This window comes from Pseudomonas sp. R2-37-08W (genome assembly GCF_003851705.1).
Lineage (GTDB): Bacteria > Pseudomonadota > Gammaproteobacteria > Pseudomonadales > Pseudomonadaceae > Aquipseudomonas.
In genome coordinates this window covers 4306783-4320354 of sequence record NZ_CP027728.1, presented here as the reverse complement: position 1 = coordinate 4320354, position 13572 = coordinate 4306783, and the positions used below count along the sequence as shown (strand labels likewise).

Sequence of the window (13572 nt, the reverse complement as noted above, 5' to 3'; positions counted from 1 at the left end):
TAGTCGTCGCTTGCTGTCAGGGAAAAACCGCACTGCTGTAACGGCGTGCGGTTTTTTCTTTAAGCGGTGACGAAAAGTACGCTGCGAAGCAAAGTGTCGTCATTAGAAAAAGGAGAGTGCTGTGTCGCGTAGACGCGTCGTAGTCACCGGTATGGGTATGTTGTCGCCACTGGGCACGGATGTGCCAAGCAGTTGGCAGGGCATTCTGGCTGGCCACAGTGGTATCGGTCTGATCGAACACACGGACCTTTCTGCCTATTCCACCCGTTTTGGCGGCTCGGTAAAGGGTTTCAATGTCGAGGAATACCTCTCGATCAAGGAATCCCGCAAGCTCGACCTGTTCATTCAGTACGGCCTGGCAGCCGGTTTTCAGGCGGTGCGCAATGCCGGCCTGGAGGTCACCGACGCCAACCGTGAGCGCATCGGCGTGGCCATGGGTTCGGGTATTGGTGGCCTGACCAATATCGAAGAAACCAGCCGCACGCTGCACGATTCCGGCCCCCGTCGAATTTCACCGTTCTTCGTGCCGGGCTCGATCATCAATATGATTTCCGGTTTCCTGTCGATCCACCTGGGCGCACAGGGGCCTAACTACGCCATCGCAACGGCGTGCACCACGGGCACTCACTGCATCGGCATGGCGGCGCGCAATATCGCCTACGATGAAGCCGACGTGATGATCGCCGGCGGCGCCGAGATGGCCGCCTGCGGCCTGGGCATGGGCGGCTTCGGCGCGTCCCGTGCGCTGTCGACCCGCAACGACGAACCGACCCGTGCCAGCCGTCCGTGGGACAAAGGCCGCGACGGTTTCGTACTGTCCGACGGTGCCGGCGCCCTGGTGCTGGAAGAGTTGGAGCATGCCAAGGCGCGCGGTGCCACCATCTATGCCGAGCTGATCGGCTTTGGCATGAGCGGCGACGCCTACCACATGACCTCGCCACCGGCCGACGGTGCCGGTGCCGCGCGTTGCATCACCAACGCCTTGCGCGATGCGAAGGTCAACGCCGACCAGGTGCAGTACATCAATGCCCATGGCACTTCGACGCCAACCGGCGATCTGGCGGAAGCCGAGGCCATCAAGTCGGTGTTCGGCGAGCATGCCTATAAGCTGGCCGTCAGCTCCACCAAGTCCATGACCGGCCATCTGCTGGGCGCGGCGGGCGCGGTCGAGGCGATCTTCAGTGTCATGGCCATCAAGGACCAGGTCGCTCCGCCGACCATCAACCTCGATGAGCCGGACGAAGGTTGCGACCTGAACTTCGTGCCTCACGAAGCGCAACCGATGCCGATCGACGTGGTGATCTCCAACTCGTTTGGTTTTGGTGGCACTAACGGCTCGCTGGTGTTCCGCCGGTTCGCCGAGTGATGCACAGCTGGGTCGACGGTCAGCCAGCGGACAGCGTGCCCCTGAAAGATCGCGGCCTGGCGTATGGCGATGGGGTGTTTGAAACCATCGCGGTCAAGGCCGGGCAGCCGGTGCTGCTTGACCGTCATCTGCAGCGCCTCCATGAGGGCTGCAGGCGCCTTGGGTTAGCCGCAGATCACGGGCTGGTCCGTAGCGAGGTGCTGGCCTATGCCACAGCCCTTGGCGATGGCGTGCTCAAGTTGATCCTGACCCGTGGCGACAGCCAGCGCGGTTATGGCATCGACCCCGAGGCCGCTGCGCGCCGTATCCTGCAGGGCAGTCCGCCTGCCGCTTATCCCGAAACCCATGGAACCGACGGCATCCGCCTGTTTGCGTGTGTCACCCGCTTGGCCGAACAACCGCTGCTGGCCGGGCTCAAACACCTCAACCGCCTTGAGCAGGTGATCGCCCGCGCCGAATGGCGGGATGCCGAGCATGCCGAAGGCTTGATGCTGGATACGTCCGGTCGTGTCATTGAAGGCGTGTTCAGCAACCTGTTCCTGGTGCGCAATGGCTTGTTACTAACCGCTGATCTGAAGCGTTGCGGCGTTGCCGGCGTTATGCGCGCCGAGATCCTGGCCCAGGCGCAAGTGCTGGGCGTCCCGGTGGCTGTGGCCGACATCAGCCTCGAACAGTTGCAGCAGGCCGACGAAGTCTTTGTGTGCAACAGCGTTTATGGCATCTGGCCGGTACGCGAGTGCGCTGGGATGAGCTGGTCGGTTGGCCCGCTCACCCGTAAACTGCAAGGCATTGTTCGCGCGCTATTGGATATTTGAGTGATACGAAAACTGGTTGTACTGCTGCTGATCGGTGTGTGCTCGGCGGCTTTGCTGGCGGGCTTTTGCGCCTGGAAATACAACGCTGCCTTGAAACAGCCGTTGCATTTGACCCAGGAGCAATTGCTCGATGTGCCGGCAGGGGCGACGCCCACTGGCACCTTCAATCGTCTGGAAGCCGATGGCGTGCTCGACGGTGCCTTCTGGCTGCGTCTTTATTGGCGTTTCAACCTCGAGGGCCAGCCGCTGCACAGCGGCGAATACCGGATGACCCCAGGCATGACCGCCGAAGGCCTGATCGGCCTGTGGCAGCGTGGGGAAGTGGTGCAATACAGCCTGACCCTGGTGGAGGGGTGGAACTTTCGCCAGGTACGCTCGGCCCTGGCCAAGCATGACAAGATCGTGCAGAGCCTCTCGGGCCTCAGTGACAGCGAAGTGATGGACAAGCTCGGCCATCCTGGCGTATTCCCTGAAGGCCGCTTCTTTCCCGACACCTACCGCTTCGTGCGCGGCATGACCGATGTCGAATTCCTGAAGAAAGCCTACAACCGCCTCGATGATGTACTGGCCCAGGAGTGGAGCAGGCGCGCGCCTGATGCGCCTTATACTGAGCCTTATCAAGCGCTGATCATGGCCTCTCTTGTAGAAAAGGAAACCGGTGTGCCCGAAGAGCGCGGGCAAATTGCCGGTGTGTTCGTGCGTCGCCTGAAGATGGGCATGATGTTGCAGACCGATCCCACGGTGATCTACGGCCTGGGTGAGCGCTACAACGGCAAGTTGACCCGCGCCCATCTCAAGGAAGCCAACCCCTACAACACCTACATGATCGCCGGCCTGCCGCCGACACCCATCGCCATGGTCGGCCGCGAGGCGATTCATGCCGCACTGAACCCGGTGCCGGGCAGCAGCCTGTATTTCGTCGCCCGTGGTGATGGCAGCCATATATTCTCGGATGACCTGGATGCGCATAATGCCGCCGTGCGTGAATTTCAACTCAAGCGCCGCGCCGATTACCGTTCCAGCCCGGCACCGGCGGTCAAGCCGCTGGACGACGCGGTGCCACCGGTTGACGTACCGGCAGAGCCTGCGCCGGACACCAGCGCCCCGCAAAGCCCGCAATGACTCTGACTAAGGACTGCCTGTGACTGGCTTGTTTATAACCCTCGAAGGCCCGGAAGGCGCCGGCAAAAGCACCAACCGCGACTACCTGGCCGAGCGCCTGCGTGCTGCCGGCATCGAAGTGGTGTTGACCCGTGAGCCCGGCGGTACGCCGCTGGCCGAGCGCATCCGTGAAGTATTGCTGGCGCCGGGTGATGAGCCAATGAACCCGGACACCGAGCTGCTGCTGGTGTTCGCCGCCCGTGCCCAGCATTTGGCCGAGGTCATCCGACCGGCGCTGGCACGCGGCGCCGTGGTGATCTGCGACCGTTTCACTGACTCCACCTTCGCCTACCAGGGCGGTGGTCGTGGGTTGTGCCTGGAGCGTATCGCTACCCTGGAAACCTTCGTGCAGGGTGCTCTGCGTCCAGACCTGACCCTGCTGTTCGACCTGCCGGTGGAAGTGGGGATGGCCCGCGCCAGTGCACGCGGCCGCCTGGATCGTTTCGAGCTGGAAGGCCAGGGGTTTTTCGACGCTGTGCGCGCTGCGTTCCTCGCGCGTGCCAAGGCGGAGCCTGCGCGTTATCACCTGCTCGATGCGGCTCAGCCGCTGGCGCATGTGCAGCACGCCATCGATGCGCTGGTGCCCACCCTGCTGGAGCGCGCCCGTGGCTGATGCCTATCCGTGGCAGGACGGCCTGTGGCAACAATTGGCCGGCCGTGCCCAGCACGCCCACTCCTATTTGCTGCACGGCCCGACAGGCATCGGCAAGCGCGCCCTTGCCGAACGCTTGATGGCCAGCTTGTTGTGCCAGCGCCCGGTCGGCCTGGAAGCCTGCGGCGCATGCAAATCCTGCCTGCTGCTGAAGGCGGGTAGCCACCCCGACAACTATGTGCTGGAACCTGAGGAAGCGGACAAAGCGATCAAGGTCGACCAGGTCCGTGACCTCGTCAGTTTCGTGGTGCAAACCGCGCAGATGGGCGGGCGCAAGGTGGTGCTGATCGAGCCGGTGGAGGCGATGAACATCAACGCCGCCAACGCCTTGCTCAAAAGCCTTGAAGAACCGTCCGGCGACACCGTGCTATTGCTGGTGAGCCATCAGTCCAGCCGCTTGTTGCCGACTATCCGCAGCCGTTGCGTGCAGCAGGCGTGCCCGTTGCCGAGCGAGGCCATGAGCCTGCAATGGCTGGCGCAGGCGCTGCCGGACTGCTCGGCGGAAGAACGCGTCGAATTGCTGACCCTGGCCGCCGGTTCCCCTTTGGCTGCGGTGAAGCTGCAAGCCCAGGGCGTGCGCGAGCAACGTGCACTGGTCGTGGACGGGGTGAAGAAGCTGATCAAACAGGAACTGTCCGCCACGCAATTGGCCGAAACTGCGTGGAAGGACATTCCCCTGTTGCTGCTGTTCGACTGGTTCTGCGACTGGTCCAGCCTGATCCTGCGCTACCAGCTGACCCAGGACGAGAACGGCCTGGGCCTGCCGGACATGCGCAAGGTGGTGCAATACCTGGCGCAGAAAAGTGCCCAGGACAAGGTGTTGAGCATTCAGGACTGGATCCTCGCCCAGCGCCAGAAGGTGCTCGGCAAGGCCAACCTCAACCGCGTGCTCTTGCTCGAAGCGCTGCTGGTGCAGTGGGTCGGTCTGCTCGGCCGGCGTTAATTTCCGTGGCCAGCGGGTGTATCGTTGGCCAGATACGTTCCGTAACTCAAGTTGTAGAGACCCATGCTCGTAGATTCCCACTGTCACCTTGATCGACTCGACCTCGCTCAGCACGGCGGCTCCCTTGACGCCGCCCTTGAAGCTGCGCGCCAGCGCGGGGTAGGGCACTTCCTGTGCATCGGCGTCAGTGCCGAAAACGCCGCCGACGTCAAAGCCCTCGCCGATCGCTACGCTGACGTGGATTGTTCGGTGGGTATCCACCCGCTGGATCTCAAACCCGGCGAAGCACCGGCCCTGGACTGGCTGTTGGGCGAGCTCAATCACCCGCGCGTCGTCGCCATTGGCGAAACCGGTCTGGATTACCACTACGAACCCGAAGCCGCCGACCTGCAGCAGGCCTCGTTCCGCCTGCACCTGCAGGCTGCGCAACAGACCGGCAAACCGGTGATCGTCCACACCCGTGGGGCTCGCGCCGATACCCTGGCGCTGTTGCGTGAAGCCGCGCTGCCCCAGGCGGGTGTATTGCATTGCTTTACCGAGGATTGGGAGATGGCCAAGGCCGCTCTGGACCTGGGCTTCTATATTTCCCTGTCGGGCATCGTTACCTTTCGCAATGCTGACGCGCTGCGTGATGTCGCCCGCCAGGTGCCTGCCGACCGGCTGCTGGTGGAAACCGACTCGCCGTACCTGGCGCCGATCCCCCATCGCGGCAAGCCGAACCTGCCCGAGTATGTGCGTGACGTGGCGGATTATCTGGCAATGCTGCGCGGTGAGTCCTACGAGCGCTTCGCCGAGCAGACCACTGAGAACTTCAGGCGTTTGTTTCCACTGGCCCATGTGGCTTGCTGATCGCGCTCAAATCGCGGGCAAAAAAAACCCGGGTTCTGGGGGGTGAATCCGGGCTAAGACCATTAGGAGTAAAACAAGGGCACACAGTCCGTCGGTACCCAGGTCGACGCGTCACTTGGGGGAGATGTCGCGCCGACACTTGAAGTATTGATCACTATCCGATTCAGTCCAGTGTCGATTGGTCGTTTTTTAAACAGATTTGGAATACGCGCTCTTCGCTTGAGTTCTCATTGCACAGGATGCTCGGGTCGAGTGGTGCGTATTGTTTCTGACTGATATCGCCAAAATCGTTGGCGTATTGAAAGTTAAGTGCATAACGGGTTCACATAGGCGTTGCCCAACGACCGTTCAGTCGGGATAATCCCTCGCATCGGGTAAATCGTATCGCCACGTATCCATGGCGCACGAAACCCTTCCTATTCCGACCTTTGCAGACCTCTTCCTCATGCATAAAGAACCCCGTAAGGTCCGTGAGTTTCGCCGCCGTGAGCAGGAAATTCTCGACACCGCACTCAAATTGTTCCTCGAACAAGGCGAAGACAGCGTCACCGTCGAGATGATCGCGGATGCCGTGGGTATCGGCAAAGGCACGATCTATAAGCACTTCAAGTCCAAGGCCGAGATTTACCTGCGCCTGATGCTCGACTACGAGCGCGACTTGAACGAGCTGCTGCATTCGGCCGATGTCGACAAGGACAAAGAAGCTTTGTCCCGAGCCTATTTCGAGTTCCGCATGCGCGACCCGCAGCGCTACCGCCTGTTTGACCGCCTGGAAGAAAAGGTCGTCAAGGGCCATCAAGTGCCGGAAATGGTCGAGGAGCTGCACAAGATCCGCGCCTCGAACTTTGAACGCCTGACCTTGCTGATCAAGGGTCGTATCAGTGAAGGCAAGCTCGAAGACGTGCCGCCGTACTTCCACTACTGCGCCGCCTGGGCCCTGGTGCATGGCGCCGTCGCGCTGTACCACTCGCCGTTCTGGAGCAATGTGCTGGAAGACCAGGAAGGCTTCTTTCAGTTCCTGATGGATATCGGCGTGCGCATGGGCAACAAGCGCAAGCACAGCGCCGAGTTACCGGGCCCTGAAAAAGCTGGCGAAGCACCCACTGCCTGAGTCATTCATCACGCTGATGGCTCAATGATTTACTGCCAGGCGCAGTACCCTAGGAATATACTCAGGCAAGGATCTTGCTAAAAGCTGATTTATAAGTCAGCTTTTAGCACGCCCGAAATATCCTCTGCCGGAGTGGTTCATGATCGTTGATCGTCAAGGCAGGCGGTTTCGCAATTTGCGGATCAGCCTGACCTCAGCCTGCAATTACGCATGTACCTACTGCGTGCCCAACGGCAAGCGGCTGGTGGCTGCGCAGGACGAACTCTCGGCCCAGGCGATGGCGCGAGGCGTGGCTTACCTGATCGAAGCGGCCGGCATTGATCGCCTGCGCATTACCGGTGGTGAGCCGCTGGTGAGCCCCAAGCTGGAAGCCTTCATGGGCGCCGTGGGGCAGATGGGGCTCAGCGATATCAGCCTGACCACCAACGGCCAGTTGCTGGCGCGCAAGCTGCCGCTGCTGGTGGACGCGGGCATCCGGCGCATCAACGTTTCCCTCGACACTCTGGACGCCGACGCTTTCCGCAGTATCGCCCGCGGTGGCGACCTGGCCACGGTGCTCGACGGTATGGACCAGGCCCGCGCGGCCGGGATCAAGATCAAGGTCAATATGGTGCCCTTGCGTGGCCAGAACCTGGACCAGGTAATGCCCTTGCTCGATTACTGCCTGGAGCGGGGCTACGAGCTGCGCTTTATCGAGTTGATGCGCATGGGGCACTTGGCGAAGGACTCCAACGCGTTCCTGCAGCAATTCGTCAGCCTGCAACAATTGCTCAGCCTGATCGGCGAACACCACGAATACCTGCAAGCCAATGCGCCCGTCGACGCCACGGCCGTGCGCTATGAAGTGCCGGGCAAGGGCTTCTTTGGCGTGATCGCCAATGAAAGCGTGCCGTTCTGCCGTACCTGCTCGCGCTTGCGTCTGTCCTCCACGGGCTGGTTGCACGGCTGCCTGTCGTCGAGCAACCGTCACTACGTCGGCGACCTGCTGGACAAGCCGCGCCACCAGGCATTGCCGGCGTTGCAGGGGCTGTTGATGAAGGCCCTGGGCGACAAGCAGGAAGTAGCGTTCTCGGGCGGCGCGACGGTGATGAAGATCATTGGCGGCTGATTTGCTCGAATGCCAGTCAGTCAGCGCACATCCCCCTCCCACATTTGATTCAAGCTGGCGCAGATTCTGCATCTCACGCCCATTCGCCGGTTTTCCGTCACCGGCTTCTGGAGGAATAGGATGCGTAGTCTGGTTTTGTTGCTGGCGTCGTTGGCGCTGAGTGGTTGCATGACCGTCAGCGATATGGCCGAAGGCACCCGCTATCAGATGAGCGACGCCGGCTTGCTCGACCACAGCGATACGCGCCGCACCGCCTCGGTCCGTGTGCAGCCGGACTCCTTTATCTTTATCGCCCAGGGCGCTTTCGTCCCGCCCGGTAGCGCGTATCCGCGACCGAACGTGGTAGCCGAAGAAGCCTTCAACGGCTTCGTCGAATATTTCCCCATGGTGCGTCGCGCCCGTCAGCCTGAAGGCCTTGAGCAGGCCATGGCCGAAGCGCGCGGGGCGGGGGCTCACTACTTGCTGTATTGCCGTTTTGCGGCAGCCGACGACCGTATCGGCAACGCCGATGAGTGGACCGACCAGCAAGCGCTGGACCGCCTTGGCCTGGACAGCGGCGTGATCCAGATCATGTTGATCGAGACCAGTACCCAGTATTTGATTGATACTGCACGTATTCGCAGTCGTGGCGGTTTACTGACGTTCCACGACAACTCGCCACAAGATCTGATCGCCCGACCCCTGGCCCAGTACGCCCGGAACTTGCTGGGCATGAGTGATCAGTAAGCCTGAGGAGACCCCCATGACCGATACCGCCAAGGCCAACGACCTGTTGGCGCAACTGCCCAAAGGTAAAGGGCCGGCGCCGGTGCATCTGTGGAACCCGGATTTCTGCGGCCATATCGACATGCGCATCGCCCGTGATGGCACCTGGTTCTATCAGGGCACGCCTATCGGGCGCAAACCCATGGTCAAGTTGTTCTCCAACATCATCCGCCGCGATGGCGATGATTATTTCCTGGTGACGCCCGTGGAGAAGGTCGGCATCCGCGTCGATGACGCGCCCTTCGTCGCCGTCACGCTCGAGGTGCAAGGGCAGGGCGAGAGCCAGGTGCTTACGTTTACCACCAATGTCGACGAACAGATCGACGCCGGCCCTGAACACCCGCTGCGTGTGGTGATCGATCCGCTCACCGAGGAACCGGCGCCTTACCTGCGGGTGCGCAGCAACCTCGAGGCCCTGGTGCACCGCAACGCGTTCTACCAATTGGTCGAGCTGGCCGTGAGCCGTCCGATCAATGGTCAAAACTGGCTTGGCGTCTGGAGCAACGGGGAGTTTTACCCGATTGGCCTGGAGCCCTGAGGCCGGTTTTCTGACTGTCCTGCAATAATTCGCTTGCTGGGAAGGTCGGCTTTCGGGTATCAATTTGTACATGATTAGACATGTTCGATTCGATAAGAAAAAACGCGTCGTTGACGAACTCATCCGCCGTATCGAGGGTGGGGTGATCGCTGACGGTTTCCTGTTGCCCGGTGAGCATCAATTGGCCGAAGAGTTTGCGGTCAGTCGTGGCACGCTGCGCGAAGCACTGGCTGAGCTCAAGCGTCGCAACTACATCGCCACCCAAAGCGGTGTCGGCTCCATCGTCACGTTTGACGGCATGGGGCTCGACCAACGCCACGGATGGGCCCAGGCCCTGGCGGATACCGGCGCGCAGGTGAGCACTGAGGTGTTGCGCTTCGAAGCGGTGACGCGCCCTGACTTGGCCAGCCGTTTCGGCGGCGAACACTTCATTGCCCTCGACCGCCTGCGACGCACGGCCGACGGTACGGCGGTGTCCCTGGAACGCTCGCTGATGCCTGCCACCGGTGACCTGGAAAGCCTGCCCCGCATCGGCCTGATCGACAATTCCCTGACCATCACCCTGGCAGCCTATGGCTATGTAGGCGCTGCAGGCGACCAATGGCTTGGCGCCGAGGCCCTGAGCGATGACGACGCGCTGTTGCTCGGGCGCCCGGCCGGCACGGTATTTCTCAAGGCCTCGCGCACAACCTATGACCGTCGCGAGCGTTTCATGGAGCATGTTGAAAGCTTGCTCGACCCGCTGCACTTTCGTTTGCACCTGCAATTCGGGGCTTCCAAATGACTGCTGAAATTCGCGCGCTTGGCGCTTTCTATGGCCTGGCCCTGGGCGATGCGCTGGGCATGCCCACCCAATCCTTGAGCCGTGAGCAGGTCCGGCAGCGTTTCGGTGCGATCACCGCCCTGCAAGACGCTGGCCCCGATCAACCCATCGCGCCGAACATGCCCGCCGGTTCCATCACCGATGACACCGAACAGGCGATCCTGGTCGGTGAGTTGTTGGTGGAAGGCCACGGCACCATCGAACCCAGCGTGCTCGCCCGACGCCTGATCGACTGGGAAGCGGCCATGCGCGCCAAGGGCTCCCAGGATTTGCTCGGGCCGTCCACCAAGCGTGCGATCGACATGATTCTCGCCGGGCACACTCCGGAAGAATCCGGGCGCTACGGCACCACCAATGGCGCGGCCATGCGCATCACGCCGGTCGGCATCGCCGCCGATGTCAGTGACCCGGCGCGGTTCATCCAGGCGGTGATCCAGGCCTGCCAGGTCACCCATAACACCAGCCTGGGCATTGCCAGCGCGGCAGCGGTCGCGGCGGTGGTCTCGGCCGGCATCAACGGCGTCGACCTGGGCGAAGCGCTCAACATCGGCACTCAGGTTGCGCAGCAGGCCGAACACCACGGCCACTGGATGGCCGGCGGGCGCATCTCCACCCGCATCAGCTGGGCGCGCACCCTGAGCGTCGGCAGCGGCGACAACGCGCTGTTCGCCGACTTGCTCTATGAATTGATCGGCACCTCCGTCGCCTCCCAGGAATCGGTGGTGGTGTCATTCGCCCTCGCGCAGCAAGTGGCGTCGGGTGACATGAACGCCTTCGAGGCGCTGTGCCTGGCCGCGAGCCTGGGGGGCGACACCGACACCATCGCCGCAATCCTCGGCGCCATGCTCGGTGCCTGTCTGGGCATGCAGTGCTGGCCGCACGCGATGGTCGAGCAGGTCAAACGCGTGAATGGCCTGGACCTGCAACCGCTGGTGCAAAGTCTGCTCGCGTTGCGTTGAGTCATTGACGCGTTGCCACAACCACAACAATAAAGCATCAGGAGCCCCCACATGAGCAGCCCTTCTTCCGGTCAAGGCGCCGGGCAATTGGAAACGCGCGGCATCGAACCGGTCCCGGAAGGCGAGTGCAACGGGCATCCGCTGCAGCTGTTCTGGGTATGGTTCGCGGCCAATATCAGCATCCTCGGCTTGCCGCTCGGCGCCACGCTGGTGGCGTTTCGTGGCCTGGCCATCTGGCAGGCGATCATCGTCGCGGTCCTCGGCGCTGCCGGTTCTTTTGCAGTGGTGGGCATCATTTCCATCGCCGGTCGTCGTGGCCGTGCGCCCAGCCTGACCTTGTCCCGCGCCATCTTCGGCGTACGCGGCAATATCGGGCCGACCCTGGTGTCGCTGATGTCGCGCCTGGGCTGGGAAACGGTCAACACCACCACGGCCGCCTTTGTGTTGCTGTCGCTGTGCTCGATCCTGTTCGGTTCCCCGGTGGAAGCGAAAAGCGCGCCGTTGCTTACCCTGATCTTCATCGGCCTCTTCGTGCTGCTGACCCTGGCCGTTTCCGGCCTGGGCCATGCCACCTTGCTGGTGATCCAGAAATGGGCGACCTACGTGTTCGGCGCCTTGAATATCCTGGTGGGCGGCTTCCTCTGCGCCACCATCGATTGGAGCGCGGTGTTCAACGCCACCCCGGCGCCGCTGAGCGCCATGATCATCGGCGTCGGCACCATGGCGGCCGGCACCGGTATCGGCTGGGCCAACGCCGGTGCCGACATGTCGCGTTACCAGCATCGCAGCGTAAAGGCGGTGCGCCTGGTGGCCTCCGCCGCGTTCGGCGCGGGCATTCCGCTGGTGTTACTGATCACCCTTGGTGGCCTGCTGTCGGTGGGTAACACCGACCTGGCGTCGGCCACGGACCCGATCATTGCGATCCGCGACATGCTGCCGACCTGGATGGCGGTGCCTTACTTGATCACCGCGTTCGGCGGGCTGCTGTTGTCGAATAACCTGTCGGTGTATTCCGCCGGCCTTACCACCCTGACCCTGGGCTTGAAGGTCAAGCGTGTGCATGCGGTGATCGTCGACATCGTGGCGATTTTTGCCGGCTCCATTTATTTCATGCTGATCGCCGACAGCTTCTACGGCCCGTTCATTACCTTCATCTCGTTGCTGGCAGTGCCGATCACCGCCTGGGTGGGGATTTTCGTGGTCGACCTGATTCACCGTCACTACTACAGCCCCACGGATTTGCTGGATGTCAGCCCGAGCAGCGCCTACTGGTATCGCGGCGGTGTGGAGTGGCGCGCGTTTGGCGCGTGGGCGTTGGCCATCGTGCTCGGGTTCAGCTTCACCACCATCGGCACCACCGCCGACAACATCTGGTTTGCCGGGCCGCTGTCCGACTCCTGGCTCGGCCATAACGGCCTCGGCTGGGTCGTCACCTTTCTGGTAGCCGGCGGGGTGTACGCAGTATTGGGCGGCGCGGCCGATCGGCGTGCGGCGTTAGTTGAGAGCCCTAATGTCTAGATTGCTGCACACCGGGCAGGTCATCGTCGACCTGGTCATGGCCCTGGATAGGTTACCGGCGAGCGGTGGCGACGTGCTGGCCAGTTCTGCCAGTTTCGAAGCCGGTGGCGGCTTTAACGTCATGGCTGCGGCGCGGCGCAATGGCCTGCCGGTGGTTTACCTGGGGCGGCACGGCAGCGGTCGGTTTGGTGACCTGGCCCGCGCTGCGATGCAGGCCGAAGGGATCGAGATGGCACTGCCGGCGAGCAGCGGCAAGGACACGGGTTTGTGCGTGGCCCTGACCGAGGCCACCACCGAGCGCACGTTCATTTCCCATCTCGGTGCCGAGGGTGAACTCAGTGCCGAAGACCTCGCCGGCATCGTCCCGCGTGCCGACGATTACGTGTATGTCAGTGGTTACAGCCTGCTGCTTGAAGGCAAGGCGCAGCCGCTGGTCGACTGGTTGCTGGCGCTGCCGCGCAAGGTGATGGTGGTGTTCGATCCGGGCCCGCTGGTCAAGGCGCCGGACTCGGCCTTGATGCGCGCGTTGTTGCCGCGTATCGATATCTGGACCAGCAACGGCCCTGAAGCCCTGGCATTCACCGGGGCCAGGGATATCGCCGCCGCATTGCCCGAGTTGAGTCGACACCTGCCGGTCGAGGCGCTGTTGGTGGTGCGCGATGGGCCGAATGGTTGCTGGGTGGGGCAGGTGGGCGATATCAAGCATGTGCCGGGTTTCAGGGTGCAGGCAGTGGATAGCAATGGTGCAGGGGATGCGCATGCGGGGGTCTTTATTGCGGGGTTGGCTAAGGGCTTGAAACCGGTTGAGGCGGCCCGTCGAGCGAATGCGGCAGCGGCGTTGGCGGTGATGCGCTGGGGGCCGGCGACTTCCCCAGGCACCGCCGAAGTCGACGCATTAGTTTCTGAATAAACACACATCAAAATGTGGGAGGGGGCTTGCTCCCGATGGCAGTGGGTCAGTTAT

14 protein-coding genes are annotated in these 13572 nt (G+C 62.3%); all 14 read left to right on the top strand.

Annotation, left to right across the window (positions count from 1 at the left end):
• Nucleotides 1–121: 121 nt before the first annotated feature.
• The 14 genes from fabF (at nt 122) to C4J93_RS19805 (ending at nt 13518) form a co-directional block, all read left to right on the top strand.
• Complete coding sequence (gene fabF, locus C4J93_RS19870; protein WP_124364010.1) at nt 122–1366, top strand: beta-ketoacyl-ACP synthase II; 1245 nt, start codon at nt 122–124, stop codon at nt 1364–1366.
• A complete protein-coding gene (pabC, locus tag C4J93_RS19865; RefSeq protein WP_124368025.1) occupies nt 1366–2181 on the top strand; it encodes an aminodeoxychorismate lyase in 816 nt (271 codons plus the stop codon). Before fabF ends, pabC begins: the two co-directional genes overlap by 1 nt.
• A complete protein-coding gene (gene mltG, locus C4J93_RS19860; RefSeq protein ID WP_124430290.1) occupies nt 2182–3303 on the top strand; it encodes an endolytic transglycosylase MltG in 1122 nt (373 codons plus the stop codon).
• A 19-nt stretch (nt 3304–3322) separates the two neighbouring features.
• Nucleotides 3323–3955, top strand: coding sequence for a dTMP kinase (gene tmk, locus C4J93_RS19855; RefSeq protein ID WP_124430289.1), 633 nt, complete (start codon nt 3323–3325; stop codon nt 3953–3955).
• Nucleotides 3948–4937 (top strand): DNA polymerase III subunit delta', encoded by a 990-nt coding sequence (locus C4J93_RS19850; RefSeq protein ID WP_124430288.1) that lies wholly within the window; start codon nt 3948–3950, stop codon nt 4935–4937. Before tmk ends, C4J93_RS19850 begins: the two co-directional genes overlap by 8 nt.
• A 63-nt stretch (nt 4938–5000) precedes the next feature.
• Nucleotides 5001–5786: a TatD family hydrolase gene (locus tag C4J93_RS19845; protein WP_124364005.1), complete on the top strand. Its 786-nt coding sequence runs from the start codon at nt 5001–5003 to the stop codon at nt 5784–5786.
• A 445-nt stretch (nt 5787–6231) separates the two neighbouring features.
• Nucleotides 6232–6897, top strand: a complete 666-nt coding sequence (locus C4J93_RS19840; protein WP_124430287.1) for a TetR/AcrR family transcriptional regulator — start codon at nt 6232–6234, stop codon at nt 6895–6897.
• Nucleotides 6898–7036: 139 nt separating this feature from the next.
• The gene (locus C4J93_RS19835; RefSeq protein WP_124387802.1) at nt 7037–8005 is read left to right on the top strand and encodes a GTP 3',8-cyclase MoaA; all 969 of its coding nucleotides are present in this window, start codon (nt 7037–7039) and stop codon (nt 8003–8005) included.
• Nucleotides 8006–8125: 120 nt separating this feature from the next.
• Nucleotides 8126–8731 (top strand): DUF4823 domain-containing protein, encoded by a 606-nt coding sequence (locus tag C4J93_RS19830; protein WP_124430286.1) that lies wholly within the window; start codon nt 8126–8128, stop codon nt 8729–8731.
• A gap of 16 nt (nt 8732–8747) precedes the next feature.
• On the top strand, nt 8748–9308 hold the full coding sequence (locus tag C4J93_RS19825; protein WP_124407943.1) for a DUF1285 domain-containing protein: 561 nt from the start codon (nt 8748–8750) through the stop codon (nt 9306–9308).
• A gap of 70 nt (nt 9309–9378) precedes the next feature.
• Nucleotides 9379–10092: a GntR family transcriptional regulator gene (locus C4J93_RS19820; RefSeq protein WP_124430285.1), complete on the top strand. Its 714-nt coding sequence runs from the start codon at nt 9379–9381 to the stop codon at nt 10090–10092.
• Complete coding sequence (locus C4J93_RS19815) at nt 10089–11090, top strand: ADP-ribosylglycohydrolase family protein (protein WP_124430284.1); 1002 nt, start codon at nt 10089–10091, stop codon at nt 11088–11090. The genes C4J93_RS19820 and C4J93_RS19815 overlap by 4 nt, the downstream gene beginning before the upstream one ends.
• 51 nt (nt 11091–11141) lie before the next feature.
• Complete coding sequence (locus tag C4J93_RS19810; protein ID WP_124430283.1) at nt 11142–12608, top strand: cytosine permease; 1467 nt, start codon at nt 11142–11144, stop codon at nt 12606–12608.
• Entirely contained in the window at nt 12601–13518 is a 918-nt protein-coding gene (locus tag C4J93_RS19805) for a PfkB family carbohydrate kinase (protein ID WP_124430282.1), read from the top strand. The genes C4J93_RS19810 and C4J93_RS19805 overlap by 8 nt, the downstream gene beginning before the upstream one ends.
• The last annotated feature ends 54 nt before the right edge of the window (nt 13519–13572 follow it).

Bases quoted from the DNA above. Each gene is read 5' to 3' on its own strand.
- C4J93_RS19840 (WP_124430287.1), top strand. From the start codon at position 6,232: ATGCATAAAGAACCCCGTAAGGTCCGTGAGTTTCGCCGCCGTGAGCAG.
- C4J93_RS19825 (WP_124407943.1), top strand. From the start codon at position 8,748: ATGACCGATACCGCCAAGGCCAACGACCTGTTGGCGCAACTGCCCAAA.
- C4J93_RS19810 (WP_124430283.1), top strand. From the start codon at position 11,142: ATGAGCAGCCCTTCTTCCGGTCAAGGCGCCGGGCAATTGGAAACGCGC.
- C4J93_RS19830 (WP_124430286.1), top strand. From the start codon at position 8,126: ATGCGTAGTCTGGTTTTGTTGCTGGCGTCGTTGGCGCTGAGTGGTTGC.
- C4J93_RS19805 (WP_124430282.1), top strand. From the start codon at position 12,601: ATGTCTAGATTGCTGCACACCGGGCAGGTCATCGTCGACCTGGTCATG.
- C4J93_RS19815 (WP_124430284.1), top strand. From the start codon at position 10,089: ATGACTGCTGAAATTCGCGCGCTTGGCGCTTTCTATGGCCTGGCCCTG.
- C4J93_RS19845 (WP_124364005.1), top strand. From the start codon at position 5,001: ATGCTCGTAGATTCCCACTGTCACCTTGATCGACTCGACCTCGCTCAG.
- pabC (WP_124368025.1), top strand. From the start codon at position 1,366: ATGCACAGCTGGGTCGACGGTCAGCCAGCGGACAGCGTGCCCCTGAAA.
- C4J93_RS19835 (WP_124387802.1), top strand. From the start codon at position 7,037: ATGATCGTTGATCGTCAAGGCAGGCGGTTTCGCAATTTGCGGATCAGC.
- C4J93_RS19820 (WP_124430285.1), top strand. From the start codon at position 9,379: ATGATTAGACATGTTCGATTCGATAAGAAAAAACGCGTCGTTGACGAA.